This is a genomic window from Cryptosporangium sp. NPDC051539, from assembly GCF_044454545.1.
Taxonomy (GTDB): domain Bacteria; phylum Actinomycetota; class Actinomycetes; order Mycobacteriales; family Cryptosporangiaceae; genus Cryptosporangium.
In genome coordinates this window covers 231,107-254,924 of record NZ_JBITDV010000006.1, presented here as the reverse complement: position 1 = coordinate 254,924, position 23,818 = coordinate 231,107, and the positions used below count along the sequence as shown (strand labels likewise).

Here is a 23,818-nt window from a genome sequence, read left to right as displayed (position 1 = left end):
GAGGAGCTCCGTGGCCAGGCGCTCCCGGACGAAGGCCGCGGAGCGCCCGGGCCTCTCAGGCTTTCCGGTGACGGGCGAGGGAGGCGGAGGCGTAGTCCGCCCAGCGGTCGGCGTGGTCGGCCGGGACCTTCACCCAGTCCTTGAACGGGCGGCCCTTGCCGGACGGGTCGAAGAGCTCGGCGCCGGCGAGGGAGAGCGCTTCGGCGTGGGGCGGCGTGCCCGAGCCGAGTTTGAAGACCATGTCGTCGCGGTGGTACACGGCCAGGACCTTGTCTTCGAACTTCAGGGCCTGGCGTCCGAACATCCGGCCCGGCCGGACGCCCTGAGGCGCCAGGTCGTCGACGATGTCGCCGAAGTACTCATCGGGGTCCACGGATGCTCCTCACCGCCGCTCCCACCGTGCCGGAGGCGGACACCTCGACGTCCGGGATCACTCCCCCACCTTCGCAGCTCGTCCCGCTCACCGGAGCGGCCGGCGGAACCTCAGCCGGCCGCATTCGTCCGTTAGAGTCCGGTTTGTGACATTGTTCGGCACCGGCGTGCTCACGGCCCTCGTGGTGACGTTCGTCGTGCTCCCGGTGGCGATCTATGCCGTCCACGCGGTGGCGCCGCTGTTCCGGGGCCAGAAGATGTGGACCGCACCGCGGCACGTCCTGGGCCTGAGCAGCGCGCTCACCGCCGGGTACGGCGCGTTGTCGCTCGTCACCCACGGGCGCCCCTACGGCTGGGGCGTGCTCGCCGGCGTCGGCGTCATCCACCTGGCCCGCAGCATCCGGCGCCAGCACCGGGGCGCGCCGAGCGGCCCGACCCTGCTGCGGTAACGCTCAGCTGGCGTGCGGCCGGATCCAGCCGAACGTCCGTTCCACCGCGCGCTGCCAGTTGTCGTACTCCTCGGCCCGGCGGTCGGGCGCCATCGAGGGCGTCCACTGCGCGGCACGGTGCCAGTTCTGGCGCAGCGCGGCCAGGTCGGCCCAGTACCCGACCGCGAGCCCGGCGGCGTAGGCCGCGCCCAGCGACACGGTCTCCGCGACCATCGGCCGCACGACCGGCACGTCCAGGACGTCCGCGACGAACTGCATCAGCAGGTTGTCGGACGTCATCCCGCCGTCGACGCGCAGCGTCCGGAGCTCCAGCCCGGAGTCGGCGTTCATCGCGTCGACGACCTCGCGGGTCTGCCAGCCGGTCGCCTCCAGCACCGCCCGGGCCAGGTGACCCTTGGTGATGTACGAGGTCAGCCCGACGATGACGCCCCGCGCCTCGCTGCGCCAGTACGGCGCGAACAGCCCCGAGAACGCCGGGACGATGTAACAGCCGCCGTTGTCGTCGACGGTGCGGGCCAGCGTCTCGATCTCCGGCGCGGTGTGGATCAACCCGAGCGAGTCCCGGAACCACTGCACCAGCGAACCGGTGATCGCGATCGAGCCTTCCAGCGCGTACGTCGCCTGCTCGCCGCCGATGCGGTACCCCACCGTCGACAGCAGGCCGTTCGTCGACTGGACGACCTCGGTGCCGGTGTTCAGCAGCAGGAAGCTGCCGGTGCCGTACGTGCACTTCGCGTCGCCGGGCGCGAAGCACACCTGTCCGAACAGCGCGGCCTGCTGGTCGCCGAGCGCGGCGGTGATCGCCACCCCGGGCAGCACGGTCGAGCACACCCCGTACACCTCGGCCGACGACCGGATCTCCGGCAGGATCGCCGCCGGGATGCCGAAGAACTCCAGCTGCTCGGGGCTCCACTGCAGCGTCCGCAGATCCATCAGCATCGTGCGCGACGCGTTGGTGACGTCGGTGACGTGCACGCCGCCGGTGAGGTTCCAGATCAGCCAGGTCTCCATCGTCCCGAACAGGATCTCGCCCCGCTCGGCCCGTTCCCGCAGGCCCGGCACGTGATCGAGCTGCCAGCGCAGTTTCGGCGCCGAGAAGTACGTCGCGAGCGGTAACCCGCAGCGGGCCTCGGCGGCGCGGGCCCCGGGCAACGCGGCCAGCTCTTCGACGACGCCGTCGGCCCGCATGTCTTGCCAGACCAGCGCCTGCCCGATCGGCTCCCCGGTCGCGCGGTCCCACAGCACGCACGTCTCGCGCTGGTTCGCGATGCCGATGCCGACGACCTGGCTGCCGTCGATGCCGGCCTCGGCGACCGCGCGCGGCACGATTCGCCGCACGTTGCGCCAGATCTCGTCCGCGTCGTGCTCGACCCAGCCGGGACGCGGATACAGCTGGCGGTGTTCACGCTGGGCCACCGAGACCAGCCGGCCGAGCTGGTCGAACACGATGCACCGGGTGGAAGTCGTTCCCTGGTCGATCGCGATCACGTACCGCGACACCATGTCGGCCTCCTCCCGGTCGCCGCCTCGACGATCCTATTACTCGGTGCGGCCGAGAAATCACGATCCGACCAGAGGAACCACATCTGCGGCGCCCAGCCGCGTAGCGTCCGCCGTCTCGTCGTCGGGCTGGTCCTGCGACGCGCGCTCGGCCTCGACGCGGCGGAGGTAGTTCTCGACCTCGCGTTCCACCTGTGCGTCACTCCAGCCGAGGACCCCGGCCATCAGTTCCGCGGCCGGCCGCGCCGCGGCCACACCGCGGTCGGCGACCTCGATCGAGATCCGGGTCCGGCGGGTCAGCACGTCCTCCAGATGCCGGGCGCCCTCGTGCGACGCGGCGTACGAGATCTCGACCCGCAGGTAGTCCTCGGCGCCGTCCAGCGGCTGACGGAGGGACGGATCGGCCGCCATCAACGAGAGCAGCTCGTCGATGAGAGACCCGTACCGTCCCAGCAGGTGATCGATCCGCGCCACGTGCAGGCCGGACCGGGCCGCGAGCGTGTACCGCTGGTTGCGCAGCGCCCGGTAGCCCTCGGCGCCGAGCAGCGGCACGGTGTCGGTGCAGGATTTCGGCGCGCCGTGCTCCAGTGCGTGGACCGCCGCGTCGACCGCGTCGCGGGCCATCACCCGGTACGTCGTGTACTTCCCACCGGCCACGACGACGAGACCGGGCTGCGGCGAGGCCACCGTGTGCTCGCGGGAGAGCTGCGACGTCGACTCGGACTCCCCCGCCAGCAGCGGTCGCAGCCCGGCGTAGACGCCGACGACGTCGTCCTTGGTCAGCGGCGTGATCAGGACCTTGTTGACCTCGGTCAGCAGGTAGTCGATGTCCCGGCTGGACGCGGCCGGGTGCGCCTTGTCGAGCGCCCAGTCGGTGTCGGTGGTGCCGAGGATCCAGTGCCGGCCCCACGGAATCACGAACAGCACCGACGACGCCGTGCGCAGGATCAGCCCGGTCGACGACTGGATGCGGTCGCGGGGCACCAGCAGGTGGATGCCTTTCGAGGCCCGGACGTGGAACTGCCCGCGCTCCCCCACCATCGCCTGGGTGTCGTCGGTCCAGACGCCGGTCGCGTTGATGACCTGCTTGGCCCGGATCTCGAGCACGCGGTCGTGTTCCAGATCGCGGACCTTCACGCCGGTGACCCGCTCGGCCTCCCGCAGGAACCCGGTCACCGGCGCCCGGGACAGCACGTGCGCCCCGTAGGCCGCGGCAGTACGCGCGAGGAACATCGTGTGCCGGGCGTCGTCCACCTGGGCGTCGTAGTACTGCAAGGCACCGACCAGCGCGTCCTTGCGCAGCGAGGGACACGCGCGGAGCGCACCGCGGCGGGTCAGGTGCCGGTGGTGCGGCAGGCCGCGACCGGAACTGGACGCACTGAGAACGTCGTAGAGCGCCACCCCCGACCCGGCGTAGAGCCGTTCCCAGCCGCGGTGCTTGAGCGGGTAGAGGAACCGGACCGGGCGGACCAGGTGCGGCGCCAGCCGCTGCACCAGCAGCCCCCGCTCGTGCAGGGCTTCGCGGACCAGCCCGAAGTCGAGCATCTCCAGGTAGCGCAGCCCACCGTGGATCAGCTTGCTCGATCGGCTCGAGGTGCCGCTGGCGAAGTCCCGCGCCTCCAGCAGCGCCACCGAGAGCCCGCGGGTCACCGCGTCCAGTGCCGCACCGGCACCGACCACCCCACCGCCGATCACCACCACGTCCAGTTCGTCGCCGTCAGCCAGATCGGCGAGCGCGGTCTCTCGTGCGTCGGGCGAAAGTCGGCCGGTGTCCATGGTTGCTCCCCTCGGGATGCGCGGGGCGGCCGGAAAGACCGCCCCGCGGACCAGTGCCCAGCTCAGTCGACGTCAACCCAGTTGAGCGTGCGTTCGACGGCCTTGTGCCACTTCGTGTAGCCCTCGGCACGCCGGTCTTCGTCCCAGGTGGGCTGCCAGCGCTCCGACTCGTTCCAGTTCTCGCGCAGCTCGTCGGTGTTCTTCCAGAACCCGGTGGCGAGCCCGGCCGCGTAGGCCGCGCCGAGCGCGGTCGTCTCCGCGACCACCGGCCGGCTGACCGGCACGCCGAGGATGTCGGCCTGCAATTGCATGCACAGGCTGTTGGCGGTCACCCCTCCGTCCACTTTGAGGACGTCGAGCGTGACGCCGGAGTCCTGCGCCATCGCGTCGGCGACGTCACGGCTCTGGTAGCAGATCGCCTCGAGCGTGGCCCGGGCCACGTGCGCGTTCGTGTTGTACCGCGACAGCCCGACGATCGCGCCGCGGGCGTCGGAGCGCCAGTACGGGGCGAACAGGCCGGAGAACGCCGGGACGAAGTACACGCCACCGTTGTCGTCGACCTGGCGGGCCAGCGACTCGCTCTGGGACGCGCCGCTGATGATGCCGAGCTGGTCCCGCAGCCACTGCACGGCCGACCCGGTCACCGCGATCGAGCCTTCCAGCGCGAACACCGCCGGCTGGTCGCCGAACTTGTAGCAGACGGTGGTGAGCAGCCCGTTCTCCGACCGCACCAGCTCGTTGCCGGTGTTGAGCAGCAGGAAGTTGCCGGTGCCGTAGGTGTTCTTGGCCTCGCCGGGAGCGAAACAGACCTGCCCGACGGTGGCCGCCTGCTGGTCGCCGAGGTCGCCGGTGAGCGGAACCGCGCCGCGCAACGGCCCGCTCGCGTCGAGTTCTCCGTACCCGTTGGAATCGGACGACGGCCGGATCTCCGGCAGCATCGACCGCGGGATGTTGAAGAAGCCGAGCAGCTCGTCGTCCCAGTCGAGCGTCTCCAGGTTCATCAGCATCGTGCGGCTGGCGTTCGTCACGTCGGTGACGTGCGATCCCCCGGTCAGGTTCCAGATCAGCCAGGAGTCGGTGTTGCCGAAGATCGCGTGGCCGGCCTCGGCGGCCTCGCGGACGCCGTCGACGTTGTCGAGGATCCACTGGATCTTGCCGCCGGAGAAGTAGGTCGCCGGCGGCAGCCCGGCCTTGCGCCGGATCGTCTGCCCGCGCTCGTCGCGGTCGAGCGCGGAGGCGATGCGGTCGGTGCGGGTGTCTTGCCAGACGATCGCGTTGTAGTAGGGACGCCCGGTGCGCTTGTCCCACACCACGGTCGTCTCGCGCTGGTTGGTGATGCCCAGCGCGGCCAGATCGGACGCGGACAGGTTGAGGTTGTTCATCGCGGTGCGGATCACCGAAGCGGTCCGCTCCCAGATCTCCACCGGATTGTGCTCGACCCAGCCGGCCTGCGGCAGGATCTGCTCGTGCTCGAGCTGGTGACGGCCGACCTCGTTGCCACCGTGGTCGAAGACCATGAACCGGGTGCTGGTCGTGCCCTGATCGACTGCGCCGACGAAATCAGGCATTCGGTTTGCTCCTCGGGGTTAAGCGATCTTCTCGGAGGCGCGGGTGTCGCGCGCGTCAGCGGACGGGAGGTCGCCCGGTTGCTGCGGATCGGCGTCCGGCAGGAACCGGCCGATGAGCAGACCGTAAAGGCCGGCTCCGATGAGCGCGCCGAGGATCGGCGCGATGATCGGTACCCAGAAATACAGATTGCCGTATTGATCGCTCCAGGCGGTCTCGTACCCGGTCAGGTACGACGCGAGCCGAGGCCCGAAGTCGCGGGCCGGGTTGATCGCGTAGCCCGCGTCGGTGCCCCACGCCATGCCGATCGCGACGACCAGCAGGCCGATGATGAACGGCGCCAGGTTGGCCAGCGGCGGGTTGTTGCGCAAATCGGTCAGCGCCAGGATCACGAACAGCAGGATCGCGGTGCCGATGATCTGGTCACGGAACGCGCCCCACTCCGAGACCGGGTACACCCCGTTTCCGGGCAGTGTCGAGAAGACGCCCTGCGTCTTGATCGTGTTGCCCGGGTCGACCTTGGCCAGGACCTCGGTGTAGTTCCAGCGGACGAGCAGCGCGGCGACGAACGCCCCGGCCGTCTGGGCGCCGATGAACGCCGGCACCTTGCGCCAGGAGAAGCCTTTGAACACGGCCAGCGCGATCGTGACCGCCGGGTTGAGATGGGCACCGCTGACCCGGCCCGCGACGAAGACGCCCAGCGTCACGCCCAGGCCCCACGACCAGGCGATGCTGTCGTGATCGCCGAGCTCACCGCCGACGACCTGGGCGACCACGCCGCATCCGAACAGGATCAGGATCAGCGTTCCGGCGAACTCCGCCGCCATCTCGCCGATCGTGCCGGGGACCTTCGGGATCCTTAACCGTTCCGCCATTGGACCTCCCGGGGCAGGGCCGAGGACCGTCGCTGGCCTTGTCGGCCGTGGTACCCGTCAGACGCTAGGAAGGCTTGGTGCCCGGCTCAACGGAGTTCGTTCGACATTGTCGAATCCGGGCTTACGATCGTGACGTGCCGGGCTCGGTGCAGTCGATCGAGCGAGCCGCCGCGATCCTGCGGCTGCTCGCCGAAGCGCCTGGCCCGCTGCGGATGAGCGAGATCGCCGAGGCTCTCGGCCTGGCCAAACCCACGATCCACGGCCTGTTACGGACGCTGTGCCGGGTGGGTTTCGTGGATCAGGACCAGCCCGGCGGCCGCTACCGCCTCGGAGCGGCGCTGCTCGACCTCGGCGACGGGCCGCTCGACCTCAACGAGCTGCGGTCCCACGCGATCAACTGGGCCGACCCGCTGGCCGCGCGCACCGGCGAGGCGGTGCGGATCGGCGCGTTGCAGTCCGGCGCGGTCGTGATCGTGCATCACGTGTTCCGCCCGGACGACACCGCCCAGAGGCTCGACGTCGGGTCGTCGCTGCCCGCCCACGCGACCGCGCTGGGCAAGGCGCTGCTGGCCTACGCACCGAACGTGGCCGTGGTCGTCGCGAAGGGCCTGCCGCCGTTCAGCCACCGGACGATGACCTCCCCGTCGGCACTCCGGGCCGCGCTGCAGGAGGTGCGCGAGCGCGGGTGGGCGTCCGAGATCGAGGAGATGACCGTGGGGCAGGCCGGGGTCGCGGTCCCGATCCGCGGTCCCGGCGGGCTGGTGGTCGGGGCGATGGGGGTGTCCGGCGCGATCGACCGGATCTGCGATCCCGCGGGTCACCCGCGCTCCGCGCTGGTGACCCGGGTGCGCGAGGCCGCCCGCGCGGTCTCGCGCGACCTCTCCAACGACTAGGCGTGTCTCGTAGGGCAGACTGCGCGCCGTGCGTCTTCTCCGGGCCTGGGCCGCTCCGCTCGTCGTGCTGGTCGTGACCGTCGCGCAGCTCGCGGTGGCGAGTTTCAGCGACCTCCCGCAGTTCGCGGGGAAAGGGTTCGTGGCCCGGCTGGTGCTCTATCCGGTGATGATGCTGGCGGTGCCGGCGGGGTGGTGGCTGCGGCACCGGCGGCTGACCGGCGCTCCGGTGGTGGGGTTCACGCTGGTGATGCTGCCGTTCCTGATCGACGTCACGGGGAACACGCTGGATCTGTACGACTCGGTGTCGTGGTGGGACGACGCGAACCACTTCGTGAACTGGTTCCTGCTGTGTGCGGGGTTGTCGCTGGTGCTGGGCGTCGTCGCGCTGCGGCCGGTGTGGGCCCGCGCGGTGGTGGTGATCGGGGGCGGCGCCCTGCTGGCGCTGATCTGGGAGCTCGGCGAGTGGTACGCGTTCATCCGGAACGGCACCGAGCTCGATACCGCGTACGAAGACACGCTCGGCGACATGACGCTCGGGACGTGCGGGGCGGTGCTGGCCTTGGTGGTGGTCGTGGGCTTGCGGCGTGTGAAGTCGAGTTAGCACGTTTCAGTGCGATATGAACCCTTCCGCGACGGAGGGGGCGGCCAGTGAGCCGATGGATGTTGATCGTGGTGATGGCCATGCTCGCCGTGGCGCCGGCTTCAGCGCCGGCGGCCGGGGTGGCGGCGGCGCGGCCGGCGGAAGCCGAACCGGACGGGATCGTGCTGGAGGGCCTGACCGTGCCCGACAGCGCCGAGGACGGGCAGGGAGTCTCGGCGTCGGCCCGGCTCCGGGCCACGTCGGAATCCGTGGCGGTGGACTCGGTGACGGTGGCGGTGCGGGATTCGGAGGGCCGTCACTTCGACTTCCCCGGGGCCCGCGCGGCGACGATTCCGCGTGCGGGGCTGACCGTCACGACCGGGACGCGGACGTTCCCGGCCGGCGACTACCGGCTGCTCGTCGCCGTGAAGACCGGCGGACGCTGGACCGGCCTCACCCCCTACCGCTATCTGACGGTCCGCTCCAACCCGGTGACGTTCCGGCAGGACTTCAGCGGCCCCGCCGGCGCCGGCCCGAACTACGGCCTGAGCACCGCGATGTGGTTCGGCACCGAGCAGGCCCGCCTCGACGGCCTCGGGCATCTCGCGCTGAGCGCGGGCCGGCTCTCGATGCTCGACACCGCCGGTAACGACGGCGCCGCGGCCTGGGCGCAGCAGGGCGGGCACTTCGAGATCCGGATGGCGGCTCCGGACGCGTCCGGCGTGCGGGCCGTGTTCCGCACGATCGGTGCCGACACCGCCGGTTCGGGCCGCGCCGCCGCCGGCACCGTCGATGTCGCCGAGATCCGTGGCGACCAGCCCGGCCTCGTCCGCCAGTACGCGCACGGAGGCACGCCCGACCTGGCGTTCGGCACACCCAGCACGCTGCCGGCCGGCCGCGTCACGGGCTGGCACGTCTACGCGCTCGACTGGCGATCGGCCCCGGACGGCTACCTGAAGTGGTCGGTCGACGGCGTCGCCACCCAGGAGCTGACCGCCGAGCGCGCCGGGAGCTCCTGGACCTCGTTCCGCCGGCCGCACGCGCTCGAACTCGAGACCGACGGCGGCACGCTTTTGGTCGACCGGATCGGCGTCACGCGCTATCCGGCCGGCTGAGCACCTTCCCGAGCAGGCCGGCCGGCCGGTCCTCGGGCAGGGCCTGAGCCCGGCCCAGGCGTTCGGAGCGGCCTCCGCGTAGCCTGGGCCGGGTGGGAGTCGTGGTCGTGATCGCGTGCTACGGGGGCGTACTCGGGATCCTCGTGCTGCTCGCGGCGCGGGTCCGCCGCCGCGGCATCAGCGCACCGATCCTCGACGTGTTCGACCAGATGTACCGGCCGTCCCAGCACAATTCCCGCATCGAGATCTTCGAAGAAGAGCACCAGACCGCCGAGAACCTCACCCCGGACGAGTTCGGCACCCGGGCCGCAGCGCGCCGGCGGGCTCCGCGCGCCTGAGTCACGGGGCCTCGACCGCCGAAATCCGGTACTTCCGCACCTCGGCGCCCCGGACCTCGGGAACCTCCAGGTCGGGCCCGCCGGAGTTCCGGAACGCCAGCAGCGCGTCGTCGGATTCCCACCGCTCCAGGATCACGATCCGCTCCGGATCGAGCGGATCCGGCGCCTGCACGAAGTCCGCGCACCCCGGCGCGGCCCGCGCCTGCCGCGTCACGTCCGCGACCGCCGCGAGATACCGATCGCGCTCGGCCGCGTCGACCCGGATCCATCCGGCCACGATGATCATCAGCTGTCCCTCCCCCGGTTGATCCTCGACCGCAGGGTAAGACTCAGAGCACCGGTTTCGCGCGCAACAGCCCGTCGACGGCGGCGTGCAGGTCCTTGGCGGCGAACGGCTTGGTCAGGTACGGACAGCCGGTCGCCTTCATCCGCCCGAGCAGCGAGCCGCCCGACAACACCGTGACGAACAGCGCAGGCAGCCCCGGATGGACCCGCCGCAGCTCCTCCAGCAACTCGACGCCGTCCGTACCGGGCAGGTCGACGTCCAGGACAGCGGCGTCCGGCGCGGCGTCCTGGGCCTCGAGCGCACGGATCGCCGCCCCCGCGGTCGCCACCGGGACCACGTAGTGCCCGGCCGCCTTGAACCGATGGACCAGCAGGTCCCGCAGATCCCCTTCATCCTCCACCACCAGCAACCGCGCCATTCCGCCCCCTCGATCCCCCCTTTCATCGGCGCCCCCGGTCGCCTTCTGAGGCGCGGGGCGCCGACGTCGTCGCATAGTCGTCGCATGACAACCGGCTGGGTCACGCACGAGCGCTACTACTGGCACGACACCGGCACGGCGGGCGGCCCGCTGCCGGTGAGCCGGTGGGTGGAACCGATGGAGCACATCGAGAACCCCAGGGCCAAGCGCCGGTTCGCGAACCTGGTGGCCGCCTCCGGGCTGCTCCCCCACCTCACCCCGATCGAGCCGCGCCACGCGACCGTCGAGGAACTCACCCGCGTCCACGACCCGGCCTACGTCGAATACGTCGAGGCCCGGGCCGACGCCGGCGGCGGCAACCTCGGTGGCGGCACGCCGTTCGGCGAGTTCTCCTACGACATCGCCCGGCTCTCGGCCGGTGGCGTGCTGGCCGCGGTCGAATCCGTGGTCGGAGGCCGCACCACGAACGCGTACGCGCTGGTCCGCCCACCCGGCCACCACGCCACGCCGGCCCATGGCCGCGGCTTCTGCCTGTTCAACAACGTCGCGATCGCGGCCGGACACGCCCGGGCCACCCTCGGCATCGACCGCATCGCGATCGTCGACTGGGACGTCCACCACGGCAACGGCACCCAGGACACGTTCTGGGACGACCCGTCGGTCCTCGCGATCTCGATCCACCAGGACGGCGCCTACCCGCCGCGGTCGGGCCCGGTCACCGACATCGGCGGCCCGGGCGCCGAAGGCACCACGATCAACGTCCCGCTGCCGCCGGGCTCCGGCGACGGTGCCTACCGCGCGGCCTTCGACCAGGTGGTGATCCCGGCCATCAACCGGTTCGAACCCGGCCTCATCCTGGTCGCGAGCGGGTTCGACGCGAACGGCTTCGACCCGCTGGCCCGCCAGATGCTGCACTCGGAGTCCTACCGCGAGATGGCCCGCCGGGTTCTGGACGCCGCCGACCGGCACTGCGACGGGCGGCTGGTACTGGCCCACGAAGGCGGCTACTCGCCGTTCGCCGTACCGTTCTGCGGACTGGCGGTGCTCGAGCAGCTCAGTGGCGTCCGGACCGAGGTGGTGGACCCGTACCTGCCGATCGTGGAGAACTACGACGGCCGCCTGCGGCCGCACCAGGCCGAGGCGGTCACCGCCGCCGCGGCCGTGGTGCCGCGGGTGCCGCGGTGACCGCCTTCACTCCGCGGGACGCTCCTGGAGCGTCCACGGATAGCCGTCGGGATCGTCGAAGAACACGAACGAGTTCCACCGGCCGCCGCGGCCGTCCACGCGGTCCGCACCCTCGAAGTGCTGCACCGGGCTGACCGCCACGCCGGCCTCGGCCAGCTCCGCGCGGGCCGCGTCGACGTCGGCGACCACGAACAGCAGCGCCGGTCGGCCGCCGGTCTCGAGGCCCGGCTTCAGCTGCACCGAGCACCCCGAGCCCGGTGCCGTGAGCTGCACGAACCGCCCGTCGCCCTCGCCCAGGTCGAGGTCGACGGTGAACCCGAGCCGCTCGGCGTAGAACCGCTTCGACTCGTCGACGTCCCGCACCGGCAGGATCACGACCTCCAGCGAGCCTTCCATGTGTCCCCTCCCGATCCCTGCCGCCACGACTACACGAACGACACGTCCTGGGCGAGCAACAGCCGGCCCGACGCGTTCACGGTGTTCGTCGCCCGGCGCATGTACGCCTTCCAGGAGTCCGACCCGGACTCCCGTCCGCCACCGGTCTCCTTCTCGCCGCCGAACGCCCCGCCGATCTCGGCGCCGGACGTCCCGATGTTCACGTTCACGATCCCGCAGTCGGCCCCGTCGGCGGCCAGGAACCGTTCCGCCTCCTGCTGGTCGCGGGTGAAGACCCCCGAGGAGAGACCCTGCGGCACGTCGTTGTGCAGCGCGATCGCCTCGTCGAACGTCTCGTACGTCAGCACGTACAGGATCGGCGCGAACGTCTCCGTCCGTACGACCTCCGTCTGCGACGGCATGGTCACGATGGCCGGCTCGGCGTAGTACGCGGCGTCGGCACCGGCGAACTCCCGGCGTCCGCCCCCGACGAGCACCTCGCCACCGTCGGCGCGGGCCGCATCCAGCGCGGAGCCCATCGCGCGGAATGCCGCTTCGTCGACCAGCGGCCCGACGAGCGTGCCCGGGTCGAGCGGCGACCCGATCGGGAGCTTGCGGTAGGCCGCAGTCAGCTTCTCGAGCAACGGCTCCACCACCGACGAGTGGACGATCAGCCGCCGCAGCGTCGTGCAGCGCTGCCCGGCGGTACCGGCGGCGGCGAACACGACCGCGCGGGTGGTCAGGTCGAGGTCGGCCGACGGCGTGACGACCGCGGCGTTGTTGCCGCCGAGCTCCAGCAGGCTGCGGCCGAACCGGGCCGCGACCCGCGGACCGACCTCGCGGCCCATCCGGGTCGAGCCGGTCGCGCTGACCAGCGGCACCAACGGCGAGTCGACGAGCGCCTCGCCGACCGCGCGCGCGCCGATCACCACGCGGTGCAGGTCGGCCGGCGCCTCGTGTTCGGCGATCGCCCGGTCCAGCAGCGCGGAGCAGGCCAGCGCGGTCAGCGGCGTCTTCTCGGACGGCTTCCACACCACGGCGTCACCGCAGACCAGCGCGATCGCGGTGTTCCACGACCACACCGCCACCGGGAAGTTGAACGCGGAGATCACGCCGACCACGCCGATCGGGTGCCAGGTCTCCATCAGCCGGTGGCCGGGGCGCTCGGACGGCATCGTCCGGCCGTAGAGCTGCCGGGACAGACCGACCGCGAAGTCGCAGACGTCGATCATCTCCTGGACCTCGCCGAGCGCCTCGGAGCGGATCTTGCCCGCCTCCAGCGTGACCAGCGTGGCCAGCTCGTCCTTGTGCTCGCCGATCAAGCGGCCGAGCGTCTTCACCAGCGCGCCGCGGACCGGTGCGGGCACGACCCGCCACCGGAGGTAGGCGGCGTGGGCAGCGGCGACCGCGGCCTCGGTCTCGGCGGCGTCGGCCTCGTGGACGGTGAGAAGCTCGTCGCCGGTCAGCGGCGTCCGGACCGGCAGCGGTCCGGTCAGCGCGGCGTCCGCCACGCCACAGGCCTTGAGCGCGCTCCGCGCGTTGTCCCGTAGCTCATCGGGGGTCACTTACGCCTCCAGGTTCAGCGCCGTCAGCGAGGCGCGCGTCAATTCGTCGTTGCGGACGATGGGGTCAGCGACGTCCCGGCCGAGCGCGTCGCTCATCCAGCCGAGATCGCGCTCGGTACCGGCGAGCGCATCGTCGCGCGTACCGGCGTCGGTCAGATTGGACTGGAAGATTCCGGCCGCCGAGCGCGGCAGGAAGTCCTCGTACACGATCGGCGCCCGGACCACCACGCCCGCCGCGACGAGCGCGTGCACGTCCGGCCTCGTCGCCGGCGCCGCGGGCCGGCCGGTCGTCGCTTCCGCCGCGGGCCGGCCGGGCAGCTCGCGGAGGCGGGCGGCGGCGTCCGGGGCCGCCCGGTAGGTGAACGCGCCGAGGCCGCGGCGGTCGAGTTCGTCCTCGGTCCGCGGGAGGTGCTCGCTCCAGACCTCGGCGGCCACCTCGGTGCGCGGGCGGCCGGACGCGGCCCGGAGGGTATCGACCTCGGCCAGGAGCCGGTCGTAGAGTGCCCGGCCGGCGGCGGTCAGGGCGATACCGCGCGCCTCGACCTCACCGAAGCGGACGCGCAGCTCACCCGGGCCGTCGGTGAAGACCCGGGGCTCGGCCAGGGCCCGGAACGACGTCTGGCGGAGGAGGACGTCCGGGCCCTCCCAGGCCGGCGGGCCCTGGATCTCGTCGATCATCTCCACGCCGAGATCGCTCATCCGCCGGTAGAGCTCGTCGATGTCGAGCACCCGCGGTGTGAGGTGGTTGATGTGCGTGGACGTCACCCCGCCGATGTCGGCGGCCACCGCGGAGATGCGCGCCAGCTCGTCGTACCAGCCCCGGTCGATCGGCTCCCGCGACAGCGCGAAGCACTCCGTGGCCCCGGCCAGCAGCTCCGCGGCATCGTCGGCCGGGAGCTCCCCGTCGGCCGAAGCCCGCGCGGCCAGTTCGAGGACCCGGGCCGGGAACAGCGTCCGCCGGCCGAGGAACGTCTCCAGCCGCTTCTGCAGTTCGGCCGGGAAGAACCGCCGGTCGTCGGTGACCAGCACCGACGTGAACACCCGGAACGGATTGCGGGCCAGTTCGGCGGCGTCGGTCGGGCGGAACGCCGTCGACACCACCGGTACCGAGCTCGCCGAGGCGTCCCGGAGGTCGTAGAACCCGACCGGGTGCATCCCGAACCCGGCGAAGATCTGACCGACCTGCCGCAACTCCCCGGGCGTCCCGACCCGGATCGCGCCGTGCCGCTCGGCGGTGACCCGGCCGATGCTGCCGAGACGCTCCGCGGCCGCGCCGTCCTTCGCCAGCACGTCGGCGTTGACCTCGGCCGACACCCGCAGGAGCGTGGTGTACGCCGGGACCTCCTGCCCGTACATGTCCGACAGCGAGCGGGCGAACGCCGCCCGAAGCTCCCACTGCTGCACTGCTGCGCCTCCCGTAACTGCCTACTACGCCTCGAGCCGGGTCAGTACCCGATCGATCGCGGCGACACCGGCCTCCAGCTCAGCCTCGCTGATCGTGAGGGCCGGACGGAAGCGGACGCTCCGGGTTCCGCAGCCGAGCGCCAGCACGCTCTCGTCGAGACGCAGCCCCTCGAGCAGCGCGTCACGGGTCTCGGTGTCGGGGAGCGTGAACGCGCACATCAGCCCGCGGCCGCGCACGTCGGTCGCCCCGGAGTGCTTCTGGCCGAGCGTCCGCAGAGAAGTCTGGAGCAGTTCGCCGAGGGACGCGGCGCGGGAGACGAGCTTCTCGTCGCGGACGACCTCGAGGATCCGGCGGGCCCGCACCATGTCGGTGAGGTTGCCGCCCCAGGTGGAGTTGATCCGGGAGCCGACCGTGAACACGTTGTCGGCGACCTCGTCGACGCGACCGCCGGCCATGATGCCGCAGACCTGCGTCTTCTTGCCGAACGCGACGACGTCCGGGACGACGTCCAGCTGCTGGAAGGCCCAGTTCGTGCCGGTGAGGCCGACGCCGGTCTGCACCTCGTCGACGACGAACAGCGCGTCGTACTCGTGGCACAGGTCGCGCAGCGCCCGGACGAACTCGGGGCGGAAGTGGTGGTCACCGCCTTCGCCCTGGATCGGCTCCATGATCGCGGCCGCGATGTCGTGGGGGTGCGCCTCGAACGCGGCCCGGGCGGCGGCCAGCGACGCTGCTTCGGCGGCCTCGATGTCGATGCCCTCCCGGAGGTACGGCGCCGGGATCCGCGGCCAGTCGAACTTCGGGAAGCGCGCGACCTTGTTCGGGTCGGTGTTCGTCAGCGACATCGTGTAGCCGGTGCGTCCGTGGAACGCGTGCTCCAGGTGCAGGATGCGGGTGCCGAGCGCGGGGTCGAGGCCGTGGGCTTCGTTCCAGCGGCTCTTCCAGTCGAACGCGACCTTGAGCGCGTTCTCGACCGCGAGGCCGCCGCCTTCGATGAAGAACAGGTGCGGCAGGCGCTCGTCGCCGAGGACCTCGGCGAACGTGTCGACGAACCGGGCCATCTCGACCGTGTAGATGTCGGAGTTGCTGGGCTTGTTTATCGCGGCCCGCAGCAGGTCGGCGCGGAAGTTCTCGTCGCCGACGAGCGCCGGGTGGTTCATCCCCAGCGCCGAGGACGCGAAGAACGTGAAGAGGTCGAGGTACTCGTGGCCGTCACGCGCGTCGACGAGCGTCGAGCCGTGGGAGGCGTCGAGGTCGAGTACGAGGTCGAATCCGTCGGCCAGCAGGTGCTCGCCGATGACGGCGTGCACGGTACCTGCTCGGACCGCCTGCGAGGAATCCACGATCTGAGTCATGACTCAACGCTAAGACGATCTTTACGGTTTCACAACGGTCCAACCGGAAATTTTACGGGCGAGGGCGCTTTTCGTAGAACGTTTGTAGGACAACTGTGGTCCGCGTACGGACGTTGGCCACCTGGCGGATCTCGGTCAGGAGGTCGTCCAGATCGCGCGGGGTCGGGACTCGGACCAGCAGCAGGTAGCTCTCGTCGCCGGCAACCGAGTAGCAGGCCTCGACCGCGTCGAGCTCGGCCAGGCGGCCCGGGGCGTCGTCGGGCTGGGCCGGGTCGAGGGGCGTGATCGACACGAACGCGGCGAGCGGCAGCCCGAGCGCTTCCGGGTCGACGTCGGCCGCGTAGCCGCGGATGACCGCGCGCTGCTCCAGGCGGCGCACCCGCGCCTGGGTCGCGGAGACCGACAACCCGGCCGCGGACGCGAGCGTCGAGAGCGTGGCCCGGCCGTCGGCGGCGAGCAGCGTGACGAGCAGGCGATCGACGTCATCTTCGAGTGGCGAGGTCACACCCTGGTCATATCACCAGGCGCCGGAGGCCGACCGGTCAACTGGGGTAGCGCGGGTCCGGCCGGACCGCGGCCAGGGCGCCGCGGGCCAGCGCACGCAGCCCGGCCTTGACCCGTCCGGTCCGGCCCGACTCCAGCAGGTCCAGCACCGGTCCGCTGCGCAGCGAGGCCAGCAGCAGATGCGCGAGCGTCTCCGCGTCCGGTTCCGGCACCGTTTGATCCGCGACCGCCGTGCCGACGCTCGCTGCGGGTCCCGCCAGGGCGGGCGCGGCGGCGAGCAGGCCCGCCACGTGCGAATGCCAGAAGCCGTAGACCGGGTGCCGAGCCAGCGTCTTCTCGTCGTGGGGGGCCACCGTCTCGGCGTGACCCAGCGCCGCGAGCAGGTTCTTGTTGCGGGCGATCACGTCCACCACGGCGTCCAGAAAGGCCATCAGACGGTCGGCCGGGGGCGCGCCGGGACCCAACGGCGGCGGGCCGTAGTCGACGGCCTCGCGGAGCGCCAGCGCCCGCTCCTGCACGAGCGCCAGCATCAGCCCCATCCGGCTGCCGAAGCGATGAAAGACCGTCCCTTTCCCGACGCCGGCCTCGGCCGCTACCAGCTCCATCGAGATCGTCTCCGGGCGTTGGCGCGCCAGCAGCGCCTCGGTGGCCCGGAGGATCGCGGTCCGGTTCCGGGCCGCATCGGCCCGCTCGCGTCTCGGCTCCACAACGCTCCCGCTTCTAACTTGACCGCCGGTCCAGTACGGTCTCATCTTGACCGCCGGTCCAGTTTAGCGAGGAGGCTCGCATGCGTCGCGTCCACTACACCGAGTACGGCGGACCCGAGGTTCTGCGGATCGAGGACGCCGCGATCCCGGAGCCCGGCCCGGGGCAGGTCCGGATCCGCGCCGAGGCGATCGGCGCGAACTTCGTCGACACGCGGTTCCGGATCGGGCCGTCCAGCGGCCCGCTGTTCGCCCGCCCGCTGCCCGGCTCCCCCGGCGGCGACGTCGTCGGGGTCGTCGACTCGACCGGCCCGGACGTCGGCCCCGGCCTGCGCGGACGCCGGGTCGCGGCGCTCGTCGCCGTCGGCGCGTTCGCCGACTACAGCGTGGCCGACGCCGGTTGGCTCGTGCCGGTACCCGACGGTCTGGACGACGGCGCGGCCAGCGCGTTGCCGACGTCCGCGCCGGTCGCACTGGGGGCGCTGCGCGTCGGGCGCCTCGCACCCGGTGACACCGTGCTCGTGCATGCGGCGGCCGGCGGCATCGGCCACCTGATCGTCCAGCTGGCGCGGCTGCTCGGCGCCGGAACCGTGATCGCGACGGCCGGGTCGGAGGCCAAGCTCGCGTTCGCGCGGGAGTGCGGCGCGGACGCCGCGATCAACTACCGGTCGGACGACTGGCCCGCGCAGGTCCGGGCCACGGCTCCGGACGGCGTCGACCTCGCACTGGACGCGAACGGCGGCGACGTCCTGCGCCACACACTCGACCTGCTCGCGCCGCACGGGCGGGTCGTCGTCTACGGCGCGGCCGGCGGCGAGCTGGTCGGGATTCCGGTCTCCGGTCTGTTCCCGCTCCGGTCGGCGCTCGCCTACTCGATCCTCGGGCGCCGGGCCGCCGAGCCGGACACCGTCCGCGCCGAGCTCGAGGAACTCGCCGAGCTACTGGTCCACGGCCGGCTCCGCAATCACGTCCACACCCGCCTTCCGCTCACCGAGGCCGCGGAGGCACATCGGATCCTGGACGCCCGGAGGCAGCACGGCCGAGTGCTGCTGACCCCCTGAACTACACGAATTTGTAGTAGTTTCGTGAGCTCATGGCTGCCATCACGTTCAGGAAGACCGCACTCGCCGCCGCACTGCTCATCGGTGTCGCGGCCACGGCGTCCACCGCACCCGCCGCCGCGGCACCCGCGTCTGCGTCCACCCCGATCACCCGGCCGGTCTCGCTACCGACCACCTACCGGCTGCCCGACGGCTTCCGGCCCGAGGGCATCGCGATCGGGAAGTCTCCGGTCGCCTATTTCGGCTCGCTCGCCGACGGCGACCTCGTGCGGGTCGACCTCACCAGCGGGAAGTCCGAGGTCCTCGCGCAAGGGCCCGGCACACCGTCGGCCGGCCTGAAGATCGACGGCCGCGGCCGCCTGTTCGTCGCCGGCGGCTCCGCGGGCAACGGCCGGGTGGTCGACACGGCCACCGGCACGACGATCGCCGCGCTCACGTTCACCACCGCGACCGACACGTTCGTCAACGACGTCGTGCTGACCCCGTCGGCGGCCTACTTCACCGATTCGCGTCAACCGCAGCTCTACCGGGTGGCGCTCCCGCAGCACCGTGCCCCCGGCCGGCGGGACGTCACGACGATCCCGCTGACCGGCGACATCACCTACACGGCCGAAGGCAACAATGCCAACGGCATCACCCGGACGCCGGACGGCAAGAACCTGATCATCGTCCAGTCGACGACCGGGAAGCTGTTCACCGTCGACCAGAAAGGCGTCGCGACGCAGATCCGGGTCACCAGCGACGGCGCCGCCCACCCGCTCACCGACGGCGACGGACTGCTCCGGATCGGACAGACGCTGTTCGTCGTCCGGAACCGGCTGAACACGATCGTGGCGCTGACCCTGAACGGCCGGACCGCCGCGCTCAGCGGGACGATCACCGACACCCGCTTCGACGTCCCGACGACGCTCGCGGTCTATCGCGACCGTCTCTACACCCCGAACGCCCGCTTCACGACCGCCCCGACGCCCACCACCGCTTACACCGCGGTATCCATCCCCCTGCCCTGAGCCGCCGGGCCGGGCCGGGCCGCCTCAGGTTCCGGTGAACTTCGGCGGACGCTTCTCCGCGAACGCCACGACGGCCTCCGCCAGGTCGGACGTCTGCAGCAGGTGCCCCTGCCCCTCCAACTCGCGCCCCAGAGCCGGTTCCAACCCGGTCAGCGTCGACGCGTTCACCGCCCGCTTGGTCGCCGCCAACGCCAGCGGCGCCCCGGTCGCGAGCCGCTCGGTCAACGCCTTCAGCGAGGCCTCGAGCTCCCCGGCGTCCACCATCCTGTAGATCAGCCCCCAGGCCAGCGCCTCGGCCGCCGGAATCCGCTCCGGCACCAGCGCCATCGCCATCGCCCGGGCGCGGCCGATCGACGTCGGCACCAGCGCGGTCGCCCCGCCGTCGGGCATCAGACCGATGCTGGTGAACGACAGCAGGAAGTAGGCGTTCGACGAGGCCAGCACCAGGTCGCAGGCGAGCGCCAGCGAGCAGCCGACGCCCACCGCCGGTCCGTGCACCGCCGCGACCGTCGGCTGGCGTGCGTCCCGCAACGCCCGGACGACCCGGTTGGCGGCCAGGATCGTGTCGGTGCCGGGGCGCCCGTTCGCTGCCGCGGCCCCGCCCTTCAGATCCGCACCGGAGCTGAACGCGCGACCGTTGCCGGCCAGCACGATCACCCGCACCGAGGCGTCGGCGGCCGTCTCCTCGATCAGGTCCGCGAGGTCGTCGAGCACCCCGGTCGTGACGGAGTTCAGCCGGTCGGGCCGGTTGAGCGCGATCGTCAGTACCGCGCCGTCGCGCGCGACTTCGATGTCGGTCATGGGGACACCTTCGCAGGAGCGAGAAGCCCGGTCAGCCGACCGCGGATGATCGAGGCCGCCTCGTCGACGATCCGACGGACGAGATCACCTGCCGTCGGGACGTCATGGATGATGCCCTGCACCATGCCCACCGACCAGACCCCGGCCTCGACGTCGCCGTTCTCGTAGACCAGCCGCCCCCGCGCGCCCGCCACCAGGTCACGGACGTCGGCGAACTCCCCGCCCGATGCCAGAATCCGCACGACCTCGGTCGACACCGAGTTCTTCGCGACCCGGGCGGTGTTGCGGAGCGGACGGAAGATCAGCTCGGTGTCACGCTCGTCGGCGTCCACGATCGCCTGCTTGACCGCGGGAGAGATCGGCGACTCCACCGTGCACATGAACCGGCTGCCCATGTTGATGCCGTCGGCGCCCAGCGCCAGCGCCGCGACCAGCCCGCGCGCGTCCCCGAACCCACCGGACGCGATGAACGGAATCGTCAGCCGGTCGGCCGCGGCCGGTATCAGCACCAGCCCCGGGATGTCGTCTTCCCCCGGGTGCCCCGCGCACTCGAACCCGTCGATCGACACCGCGTCGACGCCGATCCGCTGCGCCTTCAGCGCGTGCCGCACGCTGGTGCACTTGTGCAGCACCTTGACGCCGTGCTCTTTGAAGAGCCCCATGTGCGGCTCGGGGTTCGACCCCGCCGTCTCCACGATCCGGATACCGGAGTCCACGATCGCCCGCCGGTACTCGTCGTACGGCGGCGGGTTGATCGCCGGCAGGATCGTGAGGTTCACGCCGAACGGCTTGTCGGTCAGCTTCCGGGCCTTCTCGATCTCGCGGACGAGGTCGGCCGGCGTCGGCTGGGTCAGCGCGGTGATCAGGCCGAGCCCTCCGGCCTCGGAGACCGCCGCGGCGAGCTCGGCCCGGCCCACCCACTGCATACCGCCCTGGACGACCGGGTGCTCGACGCCGAACGTCTCGGTGAAGCGGGTGTTCAGGACGCTCACCGCGGGCTCATCCGGATCGCGCCGTCGAGCCGGATGACCTCGCCGTTGAGCATCGGGTTGGCGATGATCTGCGAGGCCAGCAGCCCGTACTCGGTCGGGGCGCCGAGCCGCGACGGGTGCGGCACCTGGGCACCCAGGGCGTCACGGACGTTGTCGGGCAGGCTACCGAGCAGCGGCGTGTCGAACAGCCCGGGCGCGATCGTGCACACCCGGATCTTCAACGACGCCAGGTCGCGGGCGATCGGCAGGGTCATGCCGACGATCCCGCCCTTGGACGCCGAGTACGCGGCCTGGCCGATCTGACCCTCGAACGCCGCGACCGACGCGGTGCTGACGAGGACGCCGCGCTCGCCGTCGACCTCCTCGGCCCGGGCGATCGCCGCGGCGGCCAGCCGGATCACGTTGAACGTGCCGATCAGGTTGACCTGGATGACCTTGGTGAACCCGTCGAGCGGGAACGGCGAACCGTCCTTGCCGACGGTCTTGTGCGCGTTGCCGATGCCGGCGCAGTTCACCGCGACCCGCAGCGTGCCCTGCTCGGAGGCGGCCGCGACGGCCGCGGCCACGTCGGCCTCGGACGTCACGTCGCCGGGGACGAACGTCGCCGCGTCGCCGAGCTTCGAGGCCACCGCCGCCCCGTCCGAGCGGGGCAGGTCGAAGACGACGACCCGGGCCCCGTCGGCGACGAGCTTCTCGGCGGTCGCGTGGCCCAGCCCGGACGCCCCGCCGGTGACCAGCGCGACGTCGTTGGCGGAGAACTTCACGACAGCCGCTCGATGACGGTGGCGTTGGCCATGCCGCCGCCTTCGCACATGGTCTGCAGGCCGTAGCGGCCTCCGGTGTCCTCGAGGTAGTTCACCAGCGTCGTGAGCAGCCGCGTCCCGGAGGAGCCGAGCGCGTGCCCGAGCGCGATCGCACCACCGCGCGGGTTGAGCTTGGCCGGGTCGGCGCCCAGCTCGTGCGCCCAGGCCAGCGGCACCGGCGCGAACGCCTCGTTGACCTCGTAGGCGTCGATGTCGTCGATGCTCAGACCGGCCTTCGCCAGCACCTTGCGCGTCGCCGGGATCGGACCGGTCAGCATCAGCAGCGGGTCGTCTCCGACCACGGAGAACGAGTGGAACCGGGCCCGCGGGCGCAGGCCCAGCGCCGCCGCCTTCTCCGCGGACATGATCAGCACCGCGGAGGCACCGTCGGTCAGCGGGGACGAGTTGCCCGGCGTGATGCTCCAGTTGACCTCCGGGAACCGCCGGGCGAGCGCCTCGTCGTAGAAACTGGGCTTGAGCCCGGCCAGCTTCTCGACGGTCGTGCCGCCCCGGACCGTCTCGTCGGCCGAGTGTTCCCCCACCGCGACGATCTCGCGGTCGAACGCGCCCTCGGCGATCGCCGCCGCGGCCAGCGCATGGGACCGCTCCGAGTACTCGTCCAGCGCCTCGCGGCCGAACTTCCACTTGGCCGCGATCAGCTCGGCCGAGACACCCTGGTTGACCAGACCCTCGGAGTAGCGCTGCGCGAGCGCGACACCGAACGGGTCCTGACCCATCGTCGAGGTGCCCATCGGGACCCGGCTCATCGACTCGACGCCGCAGGCGATCACCACGTCGTACGCGCCGGCGATCACGCCCTGCGCGGCGAAGTGGGCGGCCTGCTGGCTGGAGCCGCACTGCCGGTCCACGGTGGTGGCCGGAATCGACTCGGGCAGCCCGGCCGCGAGCACCGCGTTCCGGGTGATGTTCACGGCCTGCTCACCGGCCTGGCCGACACAGCCGCCGATGACGTCGTCGATCTGGGCCGGGTCGATCCCGGTGCGCTCGACCAGCGCACTCAGCACACCCGCGAGCAGGTCGGTGGGGTGAACGCCGGACAGCGCGCCGCCGGGCTTGCCCTTCCCGGCCGGGGTTCGGATGGCTTCTACGATCACCGCGTCAGTCACAGGTGCCCTCCAGGCCTGCCCGTGGGCACCGCTGCGGCGCCCTTGCCACGTCCGAGTCTCGCCGCGAGCAGAAGAAACAGTCAAGGCCGACCGGAAATTGCCCTCACTTCGTGAGGAGGATCTCTTTCGCCAGCTGCTTCCAGCTGTTGAGGCTCGGCTCCGTGGTCGGGTCCCGCTGGTCGAACGCATAGGCCAGGGCCACCCCGCGCATGCTGGTGAACAACGTGTGGCGCACGACCGGGTAGAGCGGATGCGCGGACAGCTCCGGGCCGAACAGCGCGTCGAGCGAGGCCCAGATCTCCCGGCCCAGCCGGCGCTCGGCCGGACGGATCACCTCGGCCAGCGCCGGTTCCGTGCGGGACGCGACCCAGAGCTCGGTCGCGGCCCAGAACACCGGCTCGTTGAACGACTTCCACAGCCCCTCGACGACCGCGTCGATGCGCGCGGCCGGCTCGGTCGGCAGCGGCGCCCGCCCGCCGCCCTCGCCCTGCCGGGCCCAGACGTGGTGCGCGGCCGCCACCAGCAGCTCTTCCTTGGACGGGAACTGGTGCAGCAGCCGGCCCCGCGACACCCCGGCCTTGGCCTGGATCGCCAGCGTGTTCGTCCGGGTGTAACCGCCTTCGACCAGCAACTCCACCGCCGCGTCGAGGATGCGCAAGCGGGTTTCCTGGCTCCGCTCGGCTTGCGGGCGACGCGCGGTGCCACCGGCCGTCGCATCGGCGGTGGTGGCGTCCGGCGAACTCGACATGCGGTCGAGCATACG

The 23,818-nt window shown here is 71.7% G+C and carries 26 protein-coding genes; 8 read left to right on the top strand and 18 right to left on the bottom strand.

What is annotated here, in order from left to right; all coding sequences use genetic code 11:
- Positions 1–55: 55 nt before the first annotated feature.
- The gene (locus ACIBZJ_RS20350) at positions 56–373 is read right to left on the bottom strand and encodes a hypothetical protein (RefSeq protein ID WP_395931720.1); all 318 of its coding nucleotides are present in this window, start codon (positions 371–373) and stop codon (positions 56–58) included.
- A 145-nt stretch (positions 374–518) separates the two neighbouring features.
- Between ACIBZJ_RS20350 and ACIBZJ_RS20345 the strand changes: the two genes are divergently transcribed.
- Positions 519–821 (top strand): hypothetical protein, encoded by a 303-nt coding sequence (locus tag ACIBZJ_RS20345; protein ID WP_395931718.1) that lies wholly within the window; start codon positions 519–521, stop codon positions 819–821.
- Between the two features lie 3 nt (positions 822–824).
- Here the strand turns inward: ACIBZJ_RS20345 and glpK (ACIBZJ_RS20340) are convergent, their stop codons facing one another.
- The 4 genes from glpK (ACIBZJ_RS20340) to ACIBZJ_RS20325 form a co-directional block, all read right to left on the bottom strand.
- The gene (gene glpK / locus ACIBZJ_RS20340) at positions 825–2,324 is read right to left on the bottom strand and encodes a glycerol kinase GlpK (RefSeq protein ID WP_395931716.1); all 1,500 of its coding nucleotides are present in this window, start codon (positions 2,322–2,324) and stop codon (positions 825–827) included.
- A 57-nt stretch (positions 2,325–2,381) separates the two neighbouring features.
- Entirely contained in the window at positions 2,382–4,097 is a 1,716-nt protein-coding gene (locus ACIBZJ_RS20335; RefSeq protein WP_395931714.1) for a glycerol-3-phosphate dehydrogenase/oxidase, read from the bottom strand.
- A 62-nt stretch (positions 4,098–4,159) separates the two neighbouring features.
- Positions 4,160–5,665 (bottom strand): glycerol kinase GlpK, encoded by a 1,506-nt coding sequence (gene glpK / locus ACIBZJ_RS20330; protein ID WP_395931712.1) that lies wholly within the window; start codon positions 5,663–5,665, stop codon positions 4,160–4,162.
- 18 nt (positions 5,666–5,683) lie between these two features.
- On the bottom strand, positions 5,684–6,538 hold the full coding sequence (locus ACIBZJ_RS20325; RefSeq protein ID WP_395931710.1) for an MIP/aquaporin family protein: 855 nt from the start codon (positions 6,536–6,538) through the stop codon (positions 5,684–5,686).
- Positions 6,539–6,672: 134 nt separating this feature from the next.
- Between ACIBZJ_RS20325 and ACIBZJ_RS20320 the strand changes: the two genes are divergently transcribed.
- From ACIBZJ_RS20320 to ACIBZJ_RS20305, 4 genes are all read left to right on the top strand, one after another.
- A complete protein-coding gene (locus ACIBZJ_RS20320; protein ID WP_395931708.1) occupies positions 6,673–7,431 on the top strand; it encodes an IclR family transcriptional regulator in 759 nt (252 codons plus the stop codon).
- A gap of 28 nt (positions 7,432–7,459) precedes the next feature.
- Complete coding sequence (locus ACIBZJ_RS20315; protein WP_395931706.1) at positions 7,460–8,032, top strand: hypothetical protein; 573 nt, start codon at positions 7,460–7,462, stop codon at positions 8,030–8,032.
- Between the two features lie 47 nt (positions 8,033–8,079).
- Positions 8,080–9,126 carry a family 16 glycosylhydrolase gene (locus tag ACIBZJ_RS20310; protein WP_395931704.1) on the top strand — a complete coding sequence of 349 codons (1,047 nt, stop codon included), beginning with the start codon at positions 8,080–8,082 and terminating at the stop codon, positions 9,124–9,126.
- Positions 9,127–9,218: 92 nt separating this feature from the next.
- Positions 9,219–9,464, top strand: a complete 246-nt coding sequence (locus ACIBZJ_RS20305) for a hypothetical protein (protein ID WP_395931702.1) — start codon at positions 9,219–9,221, stop codon at positions 9,462–9,464.
- Position 9,465: 1 nt separating this feature from the next.
- On the opposite strand, the gene ACIBZJ_RS20300 is transcribed toward ACIBZJ_RS20305, so the two are convergent.
- Both ACIBZJ_RS20300 and ACIBZJ_RS20295 read right to left on the bottom strand, forming a co-directional pair.
- The gene (locus ACIBZJ_RS20300; RefSeq protein WP_395931700.1) at positions 9,466–9,750 is read right to left on the bottom strand and encodes a putative quinol monooxygenase; all 285 of its coding nucleotides are present in this window, start codon (positions 9,748–9,750) and stop codon (positions 9,466–9,468) included.
- Between the two features lie 43 nt (positions 9,751–9,793).
- Positions 9,794–10,168, bottom strand: coding sequence for a response regulator transcription factor (locus ACIBZJ_RS20295; protein ID WP_395931698.1), 375 nt, complete (start codon positions 10,166–10,168; stop codon positions 9,794–9,796).
- 84 nt (positions 10,169–10,252) lie between these two features.
- Here ACIBZJ_RS20295 and ACIBZJ_RS20290 point away from each other — a divergent pair, with 84 nt between their 5' ends.
- Positions 10,253–11,353, top strand: a complete 1,101-nt coding sequence (locus ACIBZJ_RS20290) for a class II histone deacetylase (protein ID WP_395931696.1) — start codon at positions 10,253–10,255, stop codon at positions 11,351–11,353.
- Between the two features lie 6 nt (positions 11,354–11,359).
- Here the strand turns inward: ACIBZJ_RS20290 and ACIBZJ_RS20285 are convergent, their stop codons facing one another.
- From ACIBZJ_RS20285 to ACIBZJ_RS20260, 6 genes are read right to left on the bottom strand one after another with little or no spacing between them, the layout of a single operon-like run.
- Positions 11,360–11,749, bottom strand: coding sequence for a VOC family protein (locus tag ACIBZJ_RS20285; protein ID WP_395931694.1), 390 nt, complete (start codon positions 11,747–11,749; stop codon positions 11,360–11,362).
- 29 nt (positions 11,750–11,778) lie between these two features.
- Positions 11,779–13,293, bottom strand: a complete 1,515-nt coding sequence (locus tag ACIBZJ_RS20280; protein ID WP_395931692.1) for an aldehyde dehydrogenase family protein — start codon at positions 13,291–13,293, stop codon at positions 11,779–11,781.
- Positions 13,294–14,697: a 2-oxoadipate dioxygenase/decarboxylase family protein gene (locus tag ACIBZJ_RS20275; protein WP_395931690.1), complete on the bottom strand. Its 1,404-nt coding sequence runs from the start codon at positions 14,695–14,697 to the stop codon at positions 13,294–13,296.
- 24 nt (positions 14,698–14,721) lie between these two features.
- A complete protein-coding gene (gene lat, locus ACIBZJ_RS20270) occupies positions 14,722–16,053 on the bottom strand; it encodes an L-lysine 6-transaminase (protein WP_395931688.1) in 1,332 nt (443 codons plus the stop codon).
- 52 nt (positions 16,054–16,105) lie between these two features.
- A complete protein-coding gene (locus tag ACIBZJ_RS20265) occupies positions 16,106–16,558 on the bottom strand; it encodes an Lrp/AsnC family transcriptional regulator (protein WP_395931686.1) in 453 nt (150 codons plus the stop codon).
- 37 nt (positions 16,559–16,595) lie between these two features.
- Complete coding sequence (locus ACIBZJ_RS20260; RefSeq protein ID WP_395931684.1) at positions 16,596–17,309, bottom strand: TetR/AcrR family transcriptional regulator; 714 nt, start codon at positions 17,307–17,309, stop codon at positions 16,596–16,598.
- A 35-nt stretch (positions 17,310–17,344) separates the two neighbouring features.
- Here ACIBZJ_RS20260 and ACIBZJ_RS20255 point away from each other — a divergent pair, with 35 nt between their 5' ends.
- Together ACIBZJ_RS20255 and ACIBZJ_RS20250 are read left to right on the top strand one after the other, a co-directional pair.
- Complete coding sequence (locus tag ACIBZJ_RS20255) at positions 17,345–18,322, top strand: zinc-binding alcohol dehydrogenase family protein (RefSeq protein ID WP_395931682.1); 978 nt, start codon at positions 17,345–17,347, stop codon at positions 18,320–18,322.
- Between the two features lie 32 nt (positions 18,323–18,354).
- On the top strand, positions 18,355–19,332 hold the full coding sequence (locus ACIBZJ_RS20250) for an SMP-30/gluconolactonase/LRE family protein (RefSeq protein WP_395931680.1): 978 nt from the start codon (positions 18,355–18,357) through the stop codon (positions 19,330–19,332).
- Positions 19,333–19,356: 24 nt separating this feature from the next.
- Here the strand turns inward: ACIBZJ_RS20250 and ACIBZJ_RS20245 are convergent, their stop codons facing one another.
- The 5 genes from ACIBZJ_RS20245 to ACIBZJ_RS20225 form a co-directional block, all read right to left on the bottom strand.
- Positions 19,357–20,133 carry an enoyl-CoA hydratase gene (locus ACIBZJ_RS20245; RefSeq protein ID WP_395931678.1) on the bottom strand — a complete coding sequence of 259 codons (777 nt, stop codon included), beginning with the start codon at positions 20,131–20,133 and terminating at the stop codon, positions 19,357–19,359.
- Complete coding sequence (locus ACIBZJ_RS20240; protein ID WP_395931676.1) at positions 20,130–21,125, bottom strand: NAD(P)H-dependent flavin oxidoreductase; 996 nt, start codon at positions 21,123–21,125, stop codon at positions 20,130–20,132. The genes ACIBZJ_RS20245 and ACIBZJ_RS20240 overlap by 4 nt, the downstream gene beginning before the upstream one ends.
- Positions 21,122–21,889, bottom strand: coding sequence for an SDR family NAD(P)-dependent oxidoreductase (locus ACIBZJ_RS20235; protein ID WP_395931674.1), 768 nt, complete (start codon positions 21,887–21,889; stop codon positions 21,122–21,124). Before ACIBZJ_RS20235 ends, ACIBZJ_RS20240 begins: the two co-directional genes overlap by 4 nt.
- The gene (locus ACIBZJ_RS20230; protein WP_395931672.1) at positions 21,886–23,055 is read right to left on the bottom strand and encodes a thiolase family protein; all 1,170 of its coding nucleotides are present in this window, start codon (positions 23,053–23,055) and stop codon (positions 21,886–21,888) included. The genes ACIBZJ_RS20235 and ACIBZJ_RS20230 overlap by 4 nt, the downstream gene beginning before the upstream one ends.
- Positions 23,056–23,158: 103 nt before the next feature.
- Entirely contained in the window at positions 23,159–23,803 is a 645-nt protein-coding gene (locus ACIBZJ_RS20225) for a TetR/AcrR family transcriptional regulator (protein ID WP_395931670.1), read from the bottom strand.
- Positions 23,804–23,818 lie beyond the last annotated feature (15 nt).